Origin of the sequence: uncultured Bacteroides sp., from assembly GCF_910586915.1 — a bacterium.
Classification (GTDB): Bacteria; Bacteroidota; Bacteroidia; order Bacteroidales; family Bacteroidaceae; genus Bacteroides.
This window is the reverse complement of the sequence record NZ_CAJULN010000026.1, coordinates 1-17555: the sequence shown is the minus strand read 5'-3', so window position 1 is coordinate 17555 and position 17555 is coordinate 1. Positions and strand designations below refer to the sequence as shown.

Genomic DNA, 17555 nt, shown 5'->3' with positions numbered 1-17555 from the left:
ATGCCTATATTTGTGCAATGGAGTCGGGAAAATGCCATAGCGGACCGTTGCCGTTGCCAATATGCAATTCCTTTCCTGCCATAATAGCCTCAGTGATGTAAGTTTTTGCACATTGGATAGATTTCTGTATCGGGTAGCCTTTTGCCAGGCAGGTAGCAATGGCAGAGGAGAGGGTACAGCCGGTTCCGTGCAGATTGCTGCTTTCTATTTTTCTCTCTTTATATATATGCATAAATTCAGTAGTACATAGAAGGTCGAACATGATGTCACCTTCCAAATGCCCGCCTTTTATTAATATGTCGGTATGAAAATTATCCGTCCATATCTTAGCTGCTTCCTGCATCTCCCGAATGTCGCGGATGCTTTTACCTGTAAGTACAGTTGCTTCATCGATATTAGGCGTTATTAGAGTAACGAATGATATCAACCCCTTTTTTATCTCTTCTATCGTTTCATCGGTCATCAACTTTCGTCCGCTGGTAGATACCATTACAGGGTCGTACACGACATATTCCGGCCTGTACTTTTTCAGACAATCGGAAATGACACGGACAATCTGAATATCATGTACCATACCTATTTTTATAGCAACAGGCCGAAGGTCTTCCATTACAGCCTCTATTTGTCCACATACAATTTCGGGAGATATAGCCTGCACGGCACTAACTCCCAACGTGTTTTGCACGGTGACTGCGGTGATTGCCGATGCTGCATATCCTCCCAAAGCTGAGATAGTCTTTATATCTGCCTGAATACCTGCACCACCCGAACAATCGGAACCGGCAATGGATAAAATGACTGGATGACGTTCCATTTTAGTTTTTTAAATAGTTGTCCGGCAAAGATAGAATAAAAAATGATGTCGTACAAAATGATATACGTTTCATATACAATAAGTATTCTTGTCCTCATTCATTTAGCCGCTTATAATCATCAACTTTGTATGATTCTGATTAAAAGTCATAGCTTTTTGCCTAACTAAACAAATGTTTTTGTAAATTTGCGCCTTTAAAAACGGGGATACCCCTTAAAGTGTAAAATAGTAAAATCACAGATATAGCTATGAGTAAGAGATTTACCGAGTATTCGCAATTTGACCTTTCACAGGTAAACAAAGATGTGCTGAAGAAATGGGACGAAAACCAGGTTTTCGCCAAGAGTATGACAGAACGTGATGGTTGTCCTTCATTTGTATTTTTCGAAGGCCCACCCTCGGCTAACGGTATGCCGGGTATTCACCATGTAATGGCTCGTACGATTAAAGATATTTTCTGCCGTTATAAAACCATGAAAGGCTATCAAGTGAAGCGTAAAGCCGGATGGGATACACACGGATTGCCTGTGGAACTGAGTGTGGAAAAGGCTTTGGGTATCACAAAGGAAGACATCGGTAAGAAAATCTCTGTTGCCGATTATAACGCCGCCTGCCGGAAAGATGTGATGAAATATACGAAAGAGTGGGAAGACCTGACTCATCAGATGGGATATTGGGTGGATATGAAACATCCTTATATCACCTATGACAACCGCTATATTGAAACACTGTGGTGGCTGCTGAAACAATTGTACAAAAAAGGATTGTTGTATAAAGGATATACCATCCAACCCTATTCTCCGGCTGCCGGAACAGGATTGAGTTCACATGAGTTGAATCAGCCGGGCTGTTATCGTGATGTGAAAGATACGACTGTCGTTGCACAGTTCAAGATGAAGAATCCCAAACCGGAGATGGCAGAGTGGGGGACTCCCTATTTCATAGCATGGACAACTACTCCGTGGACATTACCTTCAAATACGGCGCTTTGTGTAGGACCGAAAATTGACTATGTGGCTGTGCAGTCTTACAATGCTTATACTGGAGAACCTATCACGGTTGTTTTGGCAAAAACTTTGTTGAACGCACATTTCAATGCAAAAGCTGCCGACTTGAATCTGGAAGATTACAAGCCCGGAGATAAACTTGTGCCGTTTAAAGTCATTGCCGAATACAAAGGGGCCGATTTGGTAGGCATGGAATACGAACAACTGATTCCCTGGGTAAAACCCGTCGAAGTATTGGAAAACGGCACTTGGAAAGCCAGCGATAAAGCCTTCCGTGTTATACCGGGCGATTATGTGACTACGGAAGACGGTACGGGTATCGTTCACATTGCGCCGACTTTTGGCGCAGACGACGCCAATGTGGCACGCGCCGCAGGCATCCCGTCGCTGTTTATGATAAATAAGAGAGGAGAAACCCGCCCGATGGTAGACCTGACAGGTAAATTCTATCTGCTGGACGAACTGGACGAGACTTTCGTAAAAGAATGTGTCGATGTCGACCGATACAAGGAGTATCAGGGCGCATGGGTGAAAAACGCCTACGACCCTCAATTCATGGTAGATGGCAAATACGATGAGAAAGCCGCACAAGCTGCCGAATCTTTGGATATTGTGATTGCCATGATGATGAAAGCAAGCAACAAAGCCTTCAAGATAGAGAAACATATCCACAACTATCCGCATTGCTGGCGTACGGACAAACCGGTTCTTTACTATCCGTTGGATAGCTGGTTTATCCGCTCCACGGCTTGCAAGGAACGCATGATTGAACTTAATAAAACAATCAACTGGAAACCGGAATCTACGGGTACAGGCCGTTTCGGCAAGTGGTTGGAAAATCTGAATGACTGGAACCTCAGCCGTTCACGCTATTGGGGAACCCCGTTGCCGATTTGGCGTACGGAAGACGGTACGGACGAAAAGTGCATTGAGTCTGTAGAAGAACTTTACAACGAAATAGAAAAATCGGTGGCTGCCGGATTCATGAAATCCAATCCGTACAAGGACAAAGGCTTTGTTCCGGGCGAATATACCGAAGAAAACTATGATAAGATTGACCTTCACCGTCCTTATGTAGATGATGTTATATTGGTATCGAAAGACGGTCAGCCGATGAAACGTGAATCTGACTTGATTGATGTTTGGTTCGATTCGGGTGCGATGCCTTATGCGCAGATTCATTATCCGTTCGAGAATAAAGAACTGTTGGACAACCGTATGGTATATCCGGCCGACTTCATCGCAGAAGGAGTAGACCAGACGCGCGGTTGGTTCTTCACGCTGCACGCCATTGCTACAATGGTATTTGATAGCGTGTCCTACAAGACTGTAATCTCCAACGGACTGGTGCTTGACAAAAACGGCAACAAGATGTCCAAGCGTTTGAACAATGCTGTCGACCCCTTCGCTACAATCGAAAAGTACGGTTCCGACCCGTTGCGTTGGTATATGATAACCAACTCTTCTCCGTGGGACAACCTGAAATTTGATGTGGAAGGAGTGGAAGAAGTCCGCCGCAAATTCTTCGGTACTTTATACAACACCTATTCGTTCTTCGCGCTTTATGCCAACGTCGACGGATTTGAATATAAAGAAGCTGACGTACCGATGAAAGAACGTCCCGAAATCGACCGTTGGATATTGTCTGTATTGAATACTTTAATTAAAGAAGTAGATACTTGTTATAATGAATACGAACCGACAAAGGCAGGACGTTTGATTTCCGACTTTGTGAATGACAATCTGTCCAATTGGTATGTTCGTCTGAACCGCAAACGTTTCTGGGGCGGCGAATTTACACAAGATAAATTGTCTGCATATCAAACACTGTACACCTGTCTCGAAACAGTTGCCAAATTGATGTCTCCCATCTCACCGTTCTATGCCGACCGGTTGTATACAGACTTAATCGCTGCAACAGGACGCGACAACGTAGTTTCCGTACATTTGGCCAAATTCCCGGAATGTAAGGAAGAGATGATAGACAAAGAACTGGAAGCCCGTATGCAGATGGCACAGGATGTTACGTCGATGGTATTGGCACTGCGTCGTAAGGTAAATATCAAGGTGCGTCAGCCGTTGCAATGCATCATGGTTCCGGTGGTGGACGAAGAGCAGAAGGCTCATATCGAAGCTGTGAAGAACTTGATTATGAACGAAGTGAATATCAAGGAAGTCAAGTTTGTCGACGGTGCCGCCGGCGTGTTGGTGAAGAAAGTGAAATGTGATTTTAAAAAACTTGGCCCGAAATTCGGAAAACAGATGAAGGCGGTAGCCGCTGCTGTTGCCGGAATGCCGCAGGAAGCAATCGCCGAACTGGAAAAGAACGGAAAATATACGTTGAACCTGGAAGGGGCGGAAGCTGTAATTGAGGCAGCGGATGTCGAAATCTTCAGTGAAGATATCCCGGGCTGGCTGGTAGCTAACGAAGGCAAGCTGACAGTGGCACTCGAAGTAACTGTTACTGAGGAGTTACGCCGCGAGGGTATTGCCCGCGAACTGGTGAACCGTATTCAGAATATACGCAAGTCGAGCGGATTTGAGATTACAGACAAAATAAAAATAACAATCTCGAAAAATACGCAAACGGATGATGCGGTAAAAGAATATAATACTTATATTTGTAACCAAGTTTTAGGCACATCTTTGGAACTTGTGGATGAAGTAAAAGACGGTACGGAACTTAGCTTTGACGACTTCTCTCTGTTCGTGAATGTGGTGAAAGACTAATACGATATTGATTAACCTTTTTAAATTGCAAGATTATGACAGAAAAGACGAGATACTCTGATGCGGAACTTGAAGAGTTCCGTGCCATCATCAAAGAGAAACTGGAATTGGCTCAACGTGATTACGAGCAGTTGAAGAACAGTTTGATGGGCTTGGACGGAAATGATACCGATGATACATCTCCTACATACAAAGTGTTGGAAGAAGGAGCTAATACGCTTTCTAAGGAAGAAACAACCCGCTTGGCGCAACGCCAGTTGAAGTTTATACAAGGATTGCAGGCAGCTTTGGTACGTATCGAAAACAAGACTTACGGTATTTGCCGCGAAACAGGCAAACTGATTCCGGCTGAGCGTTTGCGTGCTGTCCCTCACGCTACATTGAGTATTGAGGCAAAAAACAGTGGTAAAAAATAACAGATAGCTACACAAGCTACGAGTGACGGGCTACAAGTAGCTGCGCAAAGTTTACGCACGGCACTTGTAGCTCGTTATGTTTAATTTAGAATGAACACATGAAGAAACTATTTACGAAGGGGAGAATCACCCTTCTTGTTATCTTTTCCGTATTGATTATCGACCAGTTCATAAAAATCTGGATTAAGACTCATATGTATTGGCACCAGAGCAAGCGTGTGACAGATTGGTTTTATATTTACTTCACCGAAAACAACGGGATGGCTTTCGGGATGGAAATCTTTGGAAAATTATTTCTGACCACCTTCCGTATCGTGGCTGTGGCGTTGATAGGCTGGTATCTCTATAAAATCGTAAAGAAAGGCTTTAAAACCGGATACATCGTTTGTGTTGCCTTGATTCTGACCGGAGCATTGGGCAATATTATCGACAGTGTATTCTATGGAGTGATTTTCAACGAAAGTACGCATTCGCAGATTGCTTCATTTATGCCCGAGGGTGGGGGATATTCTACCTGGTTCTACGGTAAAGTAGTCGATATGTTTTATTTCCCGATTATAGAAACGAACTGGCCTGCATGGATGCCGTTTGTGGGTGGGGAACATTTTATATTCTTCAGTCCGATTTTCAACTTTGCCGATGCTGCCATCAGTTGCGGTATCATTGCTTTGTTGCTCTTCTATAGCAAATATCTGAATGAGGCTTATCAACCAGACAAAGATAAAAAAGAAAGTGCGGCACATGAATAATAAATTTCGGTTTCATCTGTGTCTTGGCTGCATACTTGCGTTTGCAGTAGCCGGGTGTAAAGTGAAAAGGCCCGATGATGTAATTTCGGAGTCGAAGATGGAGAGCCTGCTGTATGATTATCACCTGGCGAAATCTATGGGCGACAACCTTGCTTACAGTGAGAATTATAAGAAAACATTGTATATCTATGCTGTTTTTAAAAAGCATGGTACTACGCAGGCTGTGTTCGATTCGTCTATGGTGTGGTACACACGCAACACGGAAGTGCTGTCGAAAGTTTACGATAAGGTGCGGAAACGTTTGAAAGACGAACAGGAACTCGTCAATGACCTGATTGCCAAACGCGACAAGAAACCGAAAATGACCCAATCTGGCGACAGTATTGATGTATGGCCGTGGCAACGTATGGTGCGCCTGACCGGCGAAACGATGAATAACCGCTATCTATTCGTTTTGCCGACGGATTCTAACTACAAAGAACGGGATACTTTGGTGTGGGAAGTGAATTATCGGTTCCTTGAACCGGTGCTTGCCGACTCTTCGAGATTCGTTATGATGGCGATGCAGGTAATCTATGAAAAGGATACGGTCAGCCATTGGGAAACAGTGTCCGAACCGGGTATCCGGCAGATTCGTCTGTATGCAGACACGTTGGGAGAAATGAAGGAGATAAAAGGTTTCATTTATTATCCGGTGGAGAAGAAGGTAAAGGCAGGAGCATTGTTGGCCGACCGCTTTTCCATGATTCGTTATCATTGTACGGACACACTTCCTTTTGCGGTTCGTGATTCTTTGAATAAGATAGAAACTTTATGGGTGGATTCTCTGAAAGAATTGTCCGGTAAAGAAAAAACTGATTCTTTGCATAAGGCAGTGGAGGAGAACAAAGGAGATATCCAACGTTTGGCACCGGACAAGATGAATCGTCGGCGTACCGGAAGCCACCGTGAGAAGAAGCCGGAACAGATTGAAGTCGAACAGCACATCCGGCAGGAAAGGCTGGAACAAAGAAAAGAGCGGCAGATGAGCCAGCGTAAAAGACAACAGCAAAGAAATCAAACCCGCTAATCCTTATGAAACGATTTGCATCTCATTATTTGCTGATACCTGATGTCGGATACATGAAACAGCAGGTAGTGGAGATAAATGACGAAGGTGTTGTCCGGCGTATCTTCCCATTGACGGAAGAAATTGAATCTGTCGAATGGATGCCGGGGGTTATCGCACTGCTCTCTGCAAGCCGGATGGAGGAGATAAAAAACACTGGGATGATTTTAAAAAACATCCCAATGTTTCCATCCAATCTTTCCAATGTTTTCATCCAATCTTCCCAATGTTTGAATGAGTTTCTTGAAGAGGCTTCAAAAAGAGGAGAAGCCCTGTTTCCTTATCTGTTCTATCCCTTCGATTTTATTTCCATGCAGCCTGTCGGCGGAACTCGGCACAGATTACTGCGGTAGCGATGGCTACATTGAGTGATTCGGACGTTTCCTGCCCTTGCGGATAATTGGGAATGTATAGTTTTCGGCTGATTAAATTCTCCACTTCTTCTCCTATACCGTTTCCTTCATTTCCCATGACAATCAAACCGTTGGGGGATAGCGGTTGTTCATACATATTTTTCCCGTCTAAGAAAGTCCCGAATACGGGAATATCATCTCCGAGCGAGCGGATAAAATCAGGAAGAGCCGTATAATGTATTTTTACCCGTGCAATTCCACCCATAGTGGCCTGCACGGTTTTGGGATTGTAGACGTCTACCGTGTTCGGCGAACAGATAATATGCTCGATACCGAACCAGTCGGCCAGCCGGATGATGGTTCCTAAATTTCCGGGGTCTTGAACGCCGTCCAATGCCAGACAAAGAGAGTGGCGGACTACTTCCGGACGGAGAGTATATGAAGGTTGTTCAAAAACGGCGAGTACTTGTTGGGGTGTTTTCAGCAAACTGGCACGGGAAAGTTCTTCCTGAGAAACTTCCACAATCTCATTGGCACGGATATCCGTATGTTTTTGAAGCCATAATGAAGTGGCAACCAAAAAACGACAGGGAAAATGTTCGAGCAAGTCGCCTACCAACTTAGGACCTTCGGCAAGGAAAACTCCTTCTTCCTTACGTATCTTCTTCTGTTCCAGCGAGTGGATATACTTTATTTTGTTTTTGCTTAATGATGTCATAAATCTGATATTAAGTTGCAAAGCTATAAAGATATTTTCAATCTGTCTCCTCTTTTTCTTAATTTATTTTCCGATGCAGAAAATATAATTTATCTTTGTAATCGTATTTTTTGATATTATTGATGTAAGAACCGTATGAGGAGAAATTTCCTTTTTTTGATTGCTTCCGCTACTGTCTTGACATTTGCTTCGTGCACTGCCACTAAGTTTGTGCCGGATGGCTCTTATTTGTTGGATGAGGTCATGATTCGTACGGATCAGAAAGATATCCGCCCTTCTTCTTTGCGTATGTATGTCCGCCAGAATCCCAATGCCAAATGGTTTAGCCTGATTAAGACGCAGCTTTATGTCTACAATCTTTCGGGGCGTGATTCTACCAGGTGGGGGAATAAGTTTCTGCGAAGAATAGGGGATGCTCCGGTGATATACAGCGAGGAAGACGCTTCACGTTCGGAAGAAGAGATTACGAAAGCTGTGCATAACATGGGATACATGGCAGCGACAGTGAAACGCTCAGTGAAGGTAAAAAAGAAAAAGCTGAAACTGTATTATGACGTGACGGCAGGAAAACCATACATTGTCCGTTCTATTAAATATGACATAGACGACCCTACAATAGCCGGTATCTTGAAGGAAGATTCAGCCGCAAACTTATTAAAGGAAGGAATGTATTTTGATGTCAATGTCTTGGATGCGGACAGGCAGCGTATTACGGACAGGCTGTTGCGGAATGGTTATTATAAATTCAACAAGGACTATATCGGATATACAGCCGATACCACCCGCAATACGTATCGTGTGGATTTGACTCAATCCTTGCAGCCGTATAAAAGTCATGTAAGTGATTCTGCGGGAATACACCGGCAATATTGGATAAATAAAGTTAATTTCATCGCAGATTATGATGTCTTGCAGTCTTCTGCAATGAGCAGTGTCGAAATTAACGATTCCGTTCATTATAAGGGATATCCGATTTATTACAAAGACAAACTTTATCTGCGCCCTAAGGTACTGGTGGACAATCTTCGTTTTAAACCCGGAGATTTGTTTAATGAAAGGCGCATACAGCAGACATATTCTAATTTCGGACGCCTGTCGGCATTGAAATATACCAATATTCGTTTTGTCGAAACCCAGGTAGGCGATTCAACAAAGCTCGATTGTTATGTGATGCTGACCAAGAGCAAACATAAATCCATCGCTTTTGAGGTAGAAGGAACGAATTCTGCCGGCGACTTGGGGGCAGCGGCTTCCGTTTCTTTTCAAAACCGCAATCTTTTTCGGGGATCGGAGACTTTTATGATAAAGTTTCGTGGCGCTTATGAAGTGATTTCCGGTCTTCAGGCAGGTTATTCAAATAACAATTATACAGAATATGGAGTAGAGACAAGCGTCAATTTCCCTAATTTCCTGTTCCCTTTTCTTTCTTCGGACTTTAAGAGGAAAATCCGTGCTACTACAGAGTTCGGATTACAGTATAATTATCAGATGCGCCCTGAGTTTCTGCGTACGATGGCTTCTGCCAACTGGAGTTATAAATGGATTCAACGCCAAAGAATACAGCATCGTCTCGATCTGATAAATATCGGATTCCTTTATTTGCCGCGTATTTCCGAACGGTTCAAAGAAGATTATATCAATAAAGGACAGAATCAGGTTTTTCAGTATAATTATCAAGACCGTCTGATTGTAAATATGGGATATAGCTATAATTACAATAGTGTAGGCGGATCTGTCGTCAATAATACAATTGCTGCCAATTCGTATTCTGTCCGTTTTAATTTCGAGTCTGCCGGAAATGTGCTGTATGCCTTATCTAAGGCGACGAATATTCGTAAAAACGAGAATGGTGAGTATGCCATATTGGGGATTCCTTATGCCCAATATCTTAAAGGAGAATTGGATTTTGCCAAAAATGTAAGAATAGACCATCGCAATTCAGTTGCATTCCATATTGGTGCAGGAGTTGCTGTTCCTTACGGGAATGCGAAAACTATTCCGTTTGAAAAGCAATATTTCTCGGGTGGTGCTAATAGTGTCCGTGGATGGTCGGTACGTGATTTGGGACCGGGGACTTTTGCAGGAAACGGGAATATGCTGGATCAATCCGGCGATATTAAGCTGGATGCCAGTATTGAGTATCGGAGCAAATTATTCTGGAAATTTCAAGGAGCGGTATTTGTAGATGCCGGTAATATTTGGACAATCAGAAATTATGCTAATCAGCCGGGAGGGGTTTTCGAGTTCGATAAGTTCTATAAACAGATAGCGGTGGCTTACGGGTTAGGTCTGCGGCTTGACTTGGATTTCTTCATTCTTCGGTTTGATGGAGGTATGAAAGCTATCAATCCTGCTTTCGAGACAAAGAGAGAACATTTTCCGATTATTCATCCTAAATTCAGTCGTGATTTTGCATTTCATTTTGCGGTGGGATATCCTTTCTGAGTAACGGATGATAAGGAAAAAGGAGATGAAACTCGCTTCGGCAGGTTTCATCTCCTTTTTATTTGCTTTTTGTCTGTTGTTTCTTAACGGGCTGCATACATAAGGTTGCCTGTTGCAATTTGACGGGCTGCCATCATGCCTTGAGCATCCAGAGTTACGTTCATTTTTTCACCGTTTGGTAAGAATAAGTCGGCAGTACCGTCGTTGTTCATCTTTATCAGTTCTGCGCTTTCGCCGTTTGCTACAACATTCCAAATGTTGGCTTCTTCGTTGTAAATCAAATCTATAGAAGCAGTTTCACCTTCTTTCGTGATTGAATAACCATTTTCTAATGTTTTCACTAAGTAATTGCCGTTTTCTCCTTTTACCTTTTTCACGTCACCTACATTGGCCATCGGATTAGAACCGCTCCAGAACTCAATAGAGTTGATAACTAAAGCGTCCGCCATATAAGCTACTCCGTAAACCGGAATAATGTTCAAAGCCAAAAATACAAGTTCGTTTACAAATTTGTTTCCAACAGATTGGTTCCAGGAAGATAAACGATTGAATAATCCGAATGAACCTACGCAAGAACTAAATAGCAGACTGCCGCTAAGTATTACTGCGATTAAAGACAGTTTCCCTCTTTTCATATCAAAATGTTTTTGATTAATAATAAATATTTATGTGCTCTCTTTTTGATAGATGCAAATATAATATTTTTTTTATCAATCCAACGTTATTCTTATTGTTTTTTGTATGAAGTGGATTTTCGCCGTAGTAATTCGTTTCCGATAATGTGGTCTATTGAAAACTTTCCCGGACCGACAATATATATGATTGTAAATACAACCAAATAGACGAAGGCCAGTTCTTTAACGGCAAATACGTCATTGGTGTGGACTACAAAGAAAGCTATAATCATTGTGAAAATCATCGGAATCATCGCCAGCCGGTATAAGAATCCGATAATGAAGGCCATAGAACATACAAGCTCGGCAAAAATCGCTAATCCGAGTGATATGGGGCTTCCTATTCCCAAAGGATCGGGAAAAGTTGCCGATAGTTCCTGAAAACTGCTCCATTTTTGAATACCATGATTCATTAATAAGATACCGAAGATGATTCGGACTGCTAACAATAACAAAGATACTTTTGTAGCATTGGGCTTTGTGGGAAATAAAAAATTGTAAATCATAAATTGTTCTGTTTTTAAGTTCATTCCTATTTAACGTAAAATATCTTCGGTTTGTTCTCATGAATAAATAAACTTTATATCTTTGCCGGAAATATAGATAAATATGGCACAACATACTTATGATAATGAATCTGTCCAGGAATTGTTGGACTGGGCGAAGAAGATGATTGAAACTAAAAATTATCCGACTGAAAAATATCAGCTTAATCAGTGTACTGCCATCATTAACGGTAAACAGTATTTGGAATCGTTGATTGCAATGATTGGCAGAAATTGGGAGAACTCTACTTTTCATCCCATTATTGAACAATTATGGGAATTCCGGGAAAAATGGGAGAATAAACAAGGATAAATCAGGAGTAGGGAAGATAAATAGATGGCGGTGAGTTTTTATACTTAATTTTAGACAAGAATACGGACAGTAAACTAAAAAAATGTATCTTTGTTCCGAATTAACATTTTAATAAAATTATCAATACATGAACAATTCCCCTCAGCGTGCTGCCAAAGGCTTTACGAGAGCTTTTTGGGTCAGCAACACAGTCGAACTGTTTGAACGTATGGCGTATTATGCCGTTTTTATCGTTCTCACTATTTATCTTTCTTCCATTTTAGGTTTTAATGATTTTGAAGCAAGTATGATTTCCGGACTTTTCTCCGGAGGATTATATCTGCTTCCTATTTTTTCCGGTGCTTATGCCGATAAAATCGGTTTTCGGAAATCAATGATTGTAGCATTTACCTTATTATCTGTCGGATATTTGGGATTGGGAGTTTTGCCTACTTTATTAGAGGCTGCCGGATTGGTGAATTATGGTGCGACGACCCAGTTTAATGGTTTGCCTGATAGTTATTCCCGTTGGATGATTGTGCCTGTCTTGTTTGTTCTGATGGTAGGCGGTTCTTTCATCAAATCTATTATTTCTGCTTCTGTGGCCAAAGAGACGACAGAGGCTACACGTGCCCGTGGATATTCTATTTTTTATATGATGGTGAATGTAGGTGCGTTCACTGGTAAGACGATTGTCGACCCTTTACGGAATGTGATTGGTGAACAGGCTTATATCTATATCAATTATTTTTCAGGGGCGATGACTGTTACTGCTCTGTTTGCTGTTATTCTTCTTTATAAATCTACTCAAACGGCAGGAGAAGGAAAGAGTATCCGTGAAATCGGGCAAGGATTTATGAGAATCATAACGAATTGGCGTTTGTTGATTCTCATATTGATTGTCACAGGATTTTGGATGGTGCAACAGCAACTTTATGCTACAATGCCGAAGTATGTGATTCGTATGGCGGGTGAAACGGCTAAGCCGGGTTGGATTGCCAATGTGAATCCTTTTGTGGTGGTATGTTGTGTCAGTTTTATTACGCGTCTGATGGCAAAACGTAGTGCCATTGCTTCAATGAATGTGGGAATGTTCCTGATTCCTGTTTCGGCTTTGTTGATGGCGTGCGGAAACTTGCTCGGCAACGATGTATTTTCCGGAATAAGCAATATTACGTTGATGATGGTTACTGGTATCGTCGTTCAGGCGCTTGCCGAGTGTTTTATTTCTCCCCGCTATTTGGAGTACTTCTCTTTGCAGGCCCCGAAGGGAGAAGAAGGAATGTATTTGGGATTCAGCCACCTGCACTCTTTCCTTTCATCTATTTTTGGTTTTGGCTTGGCAGGAATCCTACTGACAAAATATTGTCCTGACCCTGCTTTGTTTGAGACACGTGAGGCGTGGGAAGCGGCAAGTGTCAATGCTCATTATATATGGTATTACTTTGCTGCGATTGGTCTTATTGCTGCTGTAGCACTGCTATTATTTGCAAAAATCACCGAATCCATCGACAAAAAGAAGAAAACTTATCAGTAAATATCTTCCTTTTTATGTATATTTGCCGCCACTTTGCCGTAAAAGTTGACGGCATTTTGCATTTTAATAAAGAAGGTAAAACATGAAAGTAAAATTTATAAGCTTGGCAAGTGGCAGTAGCGGAAACTGCTATTATCTGGGCACTGAAACTTATGGAATACTGATTGATGCCGGCATTGGCATTCGTACTATAAAGAAAACACTAAAGGATTTTAATATCTTGATGGATAGTATCCGTGCCGTATTTATTACACATGACCATGCAGATCATATCAAGGCTGTAGGTCATCTGGGGGAGAAGTTGAATATCCCTGTTTATACAACGGCGCGTATTCATGCAGGAATCAACCGCAGTTATTGCATGACGGAGAAACTCAGTTCGTCCGTTCGTTATTTGGAAAAACAAGAGCCTATGATGTTGGAGGATTTCTGTATTGAGTCTTTTGAAGTACCGCACGATGGTACGGATAATGTAGGCTATTGTTTCGAGATAGATGGCAAAGTTTTTTCTTTTCTCACAGACCTTGGCGAAATTACTCCTACGGCAGCATACTACATCAGTAAGGCTCATTATTTGGTTTTGGAAGCTAATTATGATGAAGAAATGCTTAAAATGGGACCTTATCCCCAATACTTGAAAGAACGGATTACAAGTAAGACCGGACATATGAGTAACTTGGATACCGCTGAGTTTTTAGCGGAAAATATTACGGAGCATTTGCAGTATATTTGGTTATGTCATTTGAGTGAAGACAACAATCATCCGGAGTTGGCTTTTAAAACGGTAGAATGGAAATTGAAGAACAAAGGGGTTATTGTTGGTAAAGATGTGCAACTGCTTGCTTTAAAGCGAAATACACCTTCCGAACTTTATGTGTTCGAATAAAAGAGAAAAAATGTAGTAAAAAAACTGCATTATTGTTTGGTCAAATAAAATAAAAGACCTATTTTTGCAACCGCAAACGAGGAAATAAGCACTCTTAGCTCAGTTGGTAGAGCAACTGACTCTTAATCAGTGGGTCCAGGGTTCGAGTCCCTGAGGGTGTACAAATTCCGAGTCGCAATTAAATTTTATGTTGCACTCTTAGCTCAGTTGGTAGAGCAACTGACTCTTAATCAGTGGGTCCAGGGTTCGAGTCCCTGAGGGTGTACGAAGAGTAAGGAGGTTTTCGCCTCCTTATTTTTTTAAGGAAGGTAACTCTTTTCCTGTCTGTGTACACTATTCATATTCTTTGATTTTTGTTGTGCTCATGCCTAACGCTTTTTTGACTTGTGGATTATTGATTTTGCTATACGTGATATACACAGCACCATCCACAATTAAGAAGATATTTATCCAAAGGCATCAACTTGAAGCTTTTGATGTTCCTTCGGTCTCTAAAACCAAGTTTGTCATAATTCTACTTTTTAATGTTTTACATGTCAAGTATTTACAACTAATTATGGGTCAGTCCGAATTTAATTGTACATTCTAAAGGATGAGGATTTAACATTTTTATTATTTCTTAGCTTATTTGACTTATTATCACCTGTTCGTACAGTCAGAGTACTTCTTCCGAAAGTTGTTCGGGCTCTTCGTCCGTCACCTTATGTTGGTTGACGCCGGGAAAGTAGTGACGCGTGTAAATCATCTGTTGCCGGATGTTGCTGGTCGTCACGTACCGCCCAACATTCTATTAATTTATGAGCGTGCTCTGGCGGGTGATAATAAGTCGGTGAGTTGTCCCATCAAGCCGAAGAGGAACCGGAAATTATTATTTACCAGTTCGTGGTCACCTTCGATGAAGCAGTCCTTGACAAGCGTTCTCATAGCCGATACCTCGTCTTTCTTGGATACGGGCATGAACTTGGAGAACTGCGAAAAAGTTGGTTCTGCCATGAGGGCTACATACATCTCCTTTTTACCGCAAAAGGTTTTCCGAACTCCACCATCAAATAAACCTTGCGCAACTTCTTTTCTTCCATAAACGTATTTTTTATTTTCCGATAGATATAGGACGGAAAAAAGAAAGAATGTGGAAAAACGGAAAGGAAAGTGCAGGAACCCCGTGATATTTTCCGCTATGCGTATATGGGAAGGGGGTACGTTATATTTCTTTAACAATATAATATAGTGAACTTTGCCTTATTTTGCGTCTTTTTATATAAACGCACAGAACAATAACCCTATTTGCATGAATAAATTTACGATAGACATAGATGAAACATTCAAATATTATTATCGCCCGTTATGCTTGTACGTACTGCACTATGTTCACGATACGGATATTGCAGAAGACATCGTACAAGACAGTTTTTCTATCCTATGGGAGAAATTAAGTATCAGTGGAGCCAAGATAGAAAATGTCAAAGCCTACCTTTATACGACTGCCCGCAACCGCAGTCTGGATTATCTGAAGAAAGAAGAGATATATGATCCGAATCTTTCTCCTTCCGATTTTGAAGATACGTTGAGCGATGAGGAAGCGGAGGAACGTTCGGTCAGGGAAGCGCGGATGTGGACTGCCATTGATGCCTTGCCCGAACGCTGCCGGGAGATATTCCTGCTGAACAAACGCGACGGCATGAAATACAGGGAGATAGCCGCCAAGTTCCAGATTTCCGTAAATACGGTGGATAACCACATCAGCAAGGCACTCCGACTGATACGGGAAGGGACACAGAAAGTTTACGCATTCTTATTTAACTAATATTCACAAATTCCGCATGGTGAATTTGTCTGTAATCCCAGTCATTAATACGAAAACCAAAATAAAAGAGTATGAGAACCACGGATGAAAAATGCCTTCATTTTGTCTTGCGCCACTATCAGAAGAACAAGCTGGATACGCAAAAAGCATTGAAGGCTTTCAAAGAGAAATATCAGATAACGGAACAGAGACGGAAATCCTTCCGTCTTTGGTGGATGCTTCCAGGTATGGTGGCAGCCATTCTGGCCGTAGTTTTTATTTATCCCCGTTTCCGAGAAAACGGAGTATGGAAGGAGGTAACGGCATACTCGCACCCCGTGGATTATGTGCTTCCGGATAGTTCTTCCATAACCCTGTTTCCGCATTCCTCCGTCCGTTTCCATGAGAAAGATTACCGAAGTTCCATTCGTAGGGTGCATATGGAAGGAAAGGTCTCATTTTCTGTCAAACATAATAATGACCGTCCGTTTACGGTGGAAGGAAAACTTTCCAAAGTTAGAGTATTGGGTACTGTCTTTACCGTTGATGAGAGCCGTGCAGGCACAGCTATTGTGCAAGTCGCGTCGGGAAAGGTGCAATTGTCGGCTATCGGGCAACCGGACGCTGTGATTCTGACCGGAGGCATGGTAGCGGAAGTGACGGAAGAACGAAAAGATATACAGATAATCAAAGAAGGAAAAACGGGTAGTTTCATTTTTGACAATGCTCCTCTTCCTAAAGTGCTTGAAGAATTGTCAAGGTTCTACAAAGTGAAATTGGTTGCCAATAAGACAGACAGGCGGCTGACTGCCAGCTTTAAGGACAAAAATCTGGATGAGATTGTTGAGATTATAGAAAAAGTGTTGAATGTAAAAATTGAAAAGAAGAAACAATGAGAATTGTACTGACCCTGTTGCTGTTCTATGTATGTATGAGTATCAAAGTTCAACAACAGGATATGACGGAAATGAAAAAAGCTATCGACCTGATGCAGGGGATGTATGGTGTAACTTTTGTGTATGACTCATCGCTGGTGACTGCCAAACCTCAAGCCTTGCCTCTGACCGGAAATTCTTTGCAGGAAAACTTGAAAAGGATTTTTGACGGTACCGGTATAAAATGGGAAATCCGCAACGAATATGTCTTGTTGTTTCGTCCCGACCACTATACCTTTTCTGGATATGTGTGTGAAAACAGCGGTGAAACGCTCATCAATGTGACAGTCCTTGATCTGAATACGCTGAAAGGCACGCTGAGTAATGAGCATGGTTTTTTCAGCATTACGCTGCCGGAAGGGAAACACAAATTTCGTTTTTCTTATATAGGTTATCAAGATGTGGTGAAGGAGGTGGATTTGAGTTCCAATTATAAGGGTGTTATCTATTTGAAAGAAAGCAGTACCTCGCTGAAAGAGGTGGTAGTGGTTGCAGACATGAACGCTCCCTTACGCACGACACAGACCGGCAAAGTGTCTTTGACTACAGAACAGTTGAATACG

17 protein-coding genes and 2 tRNA genes are annotated in these 17555 nt (G+C 42.0%); 14 read left to right on the top strand and 5 right to left on the bottom strand.

All coding sequences use genetic code 11. The features are described from left to right. Positions 1–4: 4 nt before the first annotated feature. Entirely contained in the window at positions 5–814 is an 810-nt protein-coding gene (thiD, locus tag QZ331_RS09955) for a bifunctional hydroxymethylpyrimidine kinase/phosphomethylpyrimidine kinase (RefSeq protein WP_294629831.1), read from the bottom strand. Between the two features lie 248 nt (positions 815–1062). Between thiD and ileS the strand changes: the two genes are divergently transcribed. From ileS to QZ331_RS09930, 5 genes are all read left to right on the top strand, one after another. Beyond that, positions 1063–4551 (top strand): isoleucine--tRNA ligase, encoded by a 3489-nt coding sequence (gene ileS, locus QZ331_RS09950; protein WP_294629829.1) that lies wholly within the window; start codon positions 1063–1065, stop codon positions 4549–4551. Between the two features lie 35 nt (positions 4552–4586). Then, positions 4587–4967, top strand: coding sequence for a TraR/DksA C4-type zinc finger protein (locus QZ331_RS09945; protein WP_294629827.1), 381 nt, complete (start codon positions 4587–4589; stop codon positions 4965–4967). 98 nt (positions 4968–5065) lie between these two features. Further along, complete coding sequence (locus QZ331_RS09940; RefSeq protein ID WP_294629825.1) at positions 5066–5716, top strand: lipoprotein signal peptidase; 651 nt, start codon at positions 5066–5068, stop codon at positions 5714–5716. Then, on the top strand, positions 5709–6785 hold the full coding sequence (locus QZ331_RS09935) for a DUF4296 domain-containing protein (RefSeq protein WP_294629823.1): 1077 nt from the start codon (positions 5709–5711) through the stop codon (positions 6783–6785). Before QZ331_RS09940 ends, QZ331_RS09935 begins: the two co-directional genes overlap by 8 nt. A 5-nt stretch (positions 6786–6790) precedes the next feature. After that, a complete protein-coding gene (locus QZ331_RS09930) occupies positions 6791–7177 on the top strand; it encodes a hypothetical protein (protein WP_294629821.1) in 387 nt (128 codons plus the stop codon). On the opposite strand, the gene QZ331_RS09925 is transcribed toward QZ331_RS09930, so the two are convergent. Then, positions 7128–7895 carry an RNA methyltransferase gene (locus tag QZ331_RS09925; RefSeq protein WP_294629819.1) on the bottom strand — a complete coding sequence of 256 codons (768 nt, stop codon included), beginning with the start codon at positions 7893–7895 and terminating at the stop codon, positions 7128–7130. The genes QZ331_RS09930 and QZ331_RS09925 overlap by 50 nt on opposite strands. Positions 7896–8030: 135 nt before the next feature. Between QZ331_RS09925 and QZ331_RS09920 the strand changes: the two genes are divergently transcribed. After that, a complete protein-coding gene (locus QZ331_RS09920) occupies positions 8031–10340 on the top strand; it encodes a BamA/TamA family outer membrane protein (RefSeq protein WP_294629817.1) in 2310 nt (769 codons plus the stop codon). A gap of 83 nt (positions 10341–10423) precedes the next feature. Here QZ331_RS09920 and QZ331_RS09915 read toward each other — a convergent pair whose 3' ends face one another. Next, complete coding sequence (locus QZ331_RS09915; RefSeq protein WP_294629815.1) at positions 10424–10975, bottom strand: DUF3332 domain-containing protein; 552 nt, start codon at positions 10973–10975, stop codon at positions 10424–10426. A 92-nt stretch (positions 10976–11067) separates the two neighbouring features. Next, positions 11068–11520 carry a DoxX family protein gene (locus tag QZ331_RS09910; protein WP_294629813.1) on the bottom strand — a complete coding sequence of 151 codons (453 nt, stop codon included), beginning with the start codon at positions 11518–11520 and terminating at the stop codon, positions 11068–11070. Positions 11521–11623: 103 nt separating this feature from the next. Between QZ331_RS09910 and QZ331_RS09905 the strand changes: the two genes are divergently transcribed. From QZ331_RS09905 to QZ331_RS09885, 5 genes are all read left to right on the top strand, one after another. After that, a complete protein-coding gene (locus tag QZ331_RS09905; protein ID WP_294629811.1) occupies positions 11624–11872 on the top strand; it encodes a hypothetical protein in 249 nt (82 codons plus the stop codon). 127 nt (positions 11873–11999) lie between these two features. Then, on the top strand, positions 12000–13388 hold the full coding sequence (locus tag QZ331_RS09900; protein WP_294629810.1) for a peptide MFS transporter: 1389 nt from the start codon (positions 12000–12002) through the stop codon (positions 13386–13388). An 82-nt stretch (positions 13389–13470) separates the two neighbouring features. Beyond that, on the top strand, positions 13471–14274 hold the full coding sequence (locus tag QZ331_RS09895; RefSeq protein ID WP_294629808.1) for an MBL fold metallo-hydrolase: 804 nt from the start codon (positions 13471–13473) through the stop codon (positions 14272–14274). A gap of 88 nt (positions 14275–14362) precedes the next feature. After that, positions 14363–14435, top strand: a tRNA-Lys gene (locus tag QZ331_RS09890). Positions 14436–14466: 31 nt separating this feature from the next. Then, positions 14467–14539, top strand: a tRNA-Lys gene (locus QZ331_RS09885). A gap of 530 nt (positions 14540–15069) precedes the next feature. Here QZ331_RS09885 and QZ331_RS09880 read toward each other — a convergent pair. After that, complete coding sequence (locus QZ331_RS09880; protein WP_005851865.1) at positions 15070–15282, bottom strand: hypothetical protein; 213 nt, start codon at positions 15280–15282, stop codon at positions 15070–15072. 280 nt (positions 15283–15562) lie between these two features. On the opposite strand from QZ331_RS09880, the gene QZ331_RS09875 reads away from it, so the two are divergent. The 3 genes from QZ331_RS09875 to QZ331_RS09865 all read left to right on the top strand — a co-directional run. Next, positions 15563–16078 (top strand): RNA polymerase sigma-70 factor, encoded by a 516-nt coding sequence (locus QZ331_RS09875; RefSeq protein ID WP_257930322.1) that lies wholly within the window; start codon positions 15563–15565, stop codon positions 16076–16078. Between the two features lie 71 nt (positions 16079–16149). Then, on the top strand, positions 16150–16953 hold the full coding sequence (locus tag QZ331_RS09870; protein ID WP_294629802.1) for a FecR domain-containing protein: 804 nt from the start codon (positions 16150–16152) through the stop codon (positions 16951–16953). Beyond that, on the top strand, positions 16950–17555 hold a 606-nt coding region (locus QZ331_RS09865; protein ID WP_294629800.1), incomplete at its 3' end, for a carboxypeptidase-like regulatory domain-containing protein. The genes QZ331_RS09870 and QZ331_RS09865, both read left to right, overlap by 4 nt.

Bases quoted from the DNA above. Each gene is read 5' to 3' on its own strand.
- QZ331_RS09910 (WP_294629813.1), bottom strand. From the start codon at position 11,520: ATGATTTACAATTTTTTATTTCCCACAAAGCCCAATGCTACAAAAGTA.
- QZ331_RS09945 (WP_294629827.1), top strand. From the start codon at position 4,587: ATGACAGAAAAGACGAGATACTCTGATGCGGAACTTGAAGAGTTCCGT.
- QZ331_RS09935 (WP_294629823.1), top strand. From the start codon at position 5,709: ATGAATAATAAATTTCGGTTTCATCTGTGTCTTGGCTGCATACTTGCG.
- ileS (WP_294629829.1), top strand. From the start codon at position 1,063: ATGAGTAAGAGATTTACCGAGTATTCGCAATTTGACCTTTCACAGGTA.
- QZ331_RS09870 (WP_294629802.1), top strand. From the start codon at position 16,150: ATGAGAACCACGGATGAAAAATGCCTTCATTTTGTCTTGCGCCACTAT.
- QZ331_RS09940 (WP_294629825.1), top strand. From the start codon at position 5,066: ATGAAGAAACTATTTACGAAGGGGAGAATCACCCTTCTTGTTATCTTT.
- QZ331_RS09875 (WP_257930322.1), top strand. From the start codon at position 15,563: ATGAATAAATTTACGATAGACATAGATGAAACATTCAAATATTATTAT.
- QZ331_RS09925 (WP_294629819.1), bottom strand. From the start codon at position 7,895: ATGACATCATTAAGCAAAAACAAAATAAAGTATATCCACTCGCTGGAA.
- QZ331_RS09905 (WP_294629811.1), top strand. From the start codon at position 11,624: ATGGCACAACATACTTATGATAATGAATCTGTCCAGGAATTGTTGGAC.
- QZ331_RS09920 (WP_294629817.1), top strand. From the start codon at position 8,031: ATGAGGAGAAATTTCCTTTTTTTGATTGCTTCCGCTACTGTCTTGACA.
- QZ331_RS09930 (WP_294629821.1), top strand. From the start codon at position 6,791: ATGAAACGATTTGCATCTCATTATTTGCTGATACCTGATGTCGGATAC.
- thiD (WP_294629831.1), bottom strand. From the start codon at position 814: ATGGAACGTCATCCAGTCATTTTATCCATTGCCGGTTCCGATTGTTCG.
- QZ331_RS09915 (WP_294629815.1), bottom strand. From the start codon at position 10,975: ATGAAAAGAGGGAAACTGTCTTTAATCGCAGTAATACTTAGCGGCAGT.
- QZ331_RS09895 (WP_294629808.1), top strand. From the start codon at position 13,471: ATGAAAGTAAAATTTATAAGCTTGGCAAGTGGCAGTAGCGGAAACTGC.
- QZ331_RS09900 (WP_294629810.1), top strand. From the start codon at position 12,000: ATGAACAATTCCCCTCAGCGTGCTGCCAAAGGCTTTACGAGAGCTTTT.
- QZ331_RS09880 (WP_005851865.1), bottom strand. From the start codon at position 15,282: ATGTATGTAGCCCTCATGGCAGAACCAACTTTTTCGCAGTTCTCCAAG.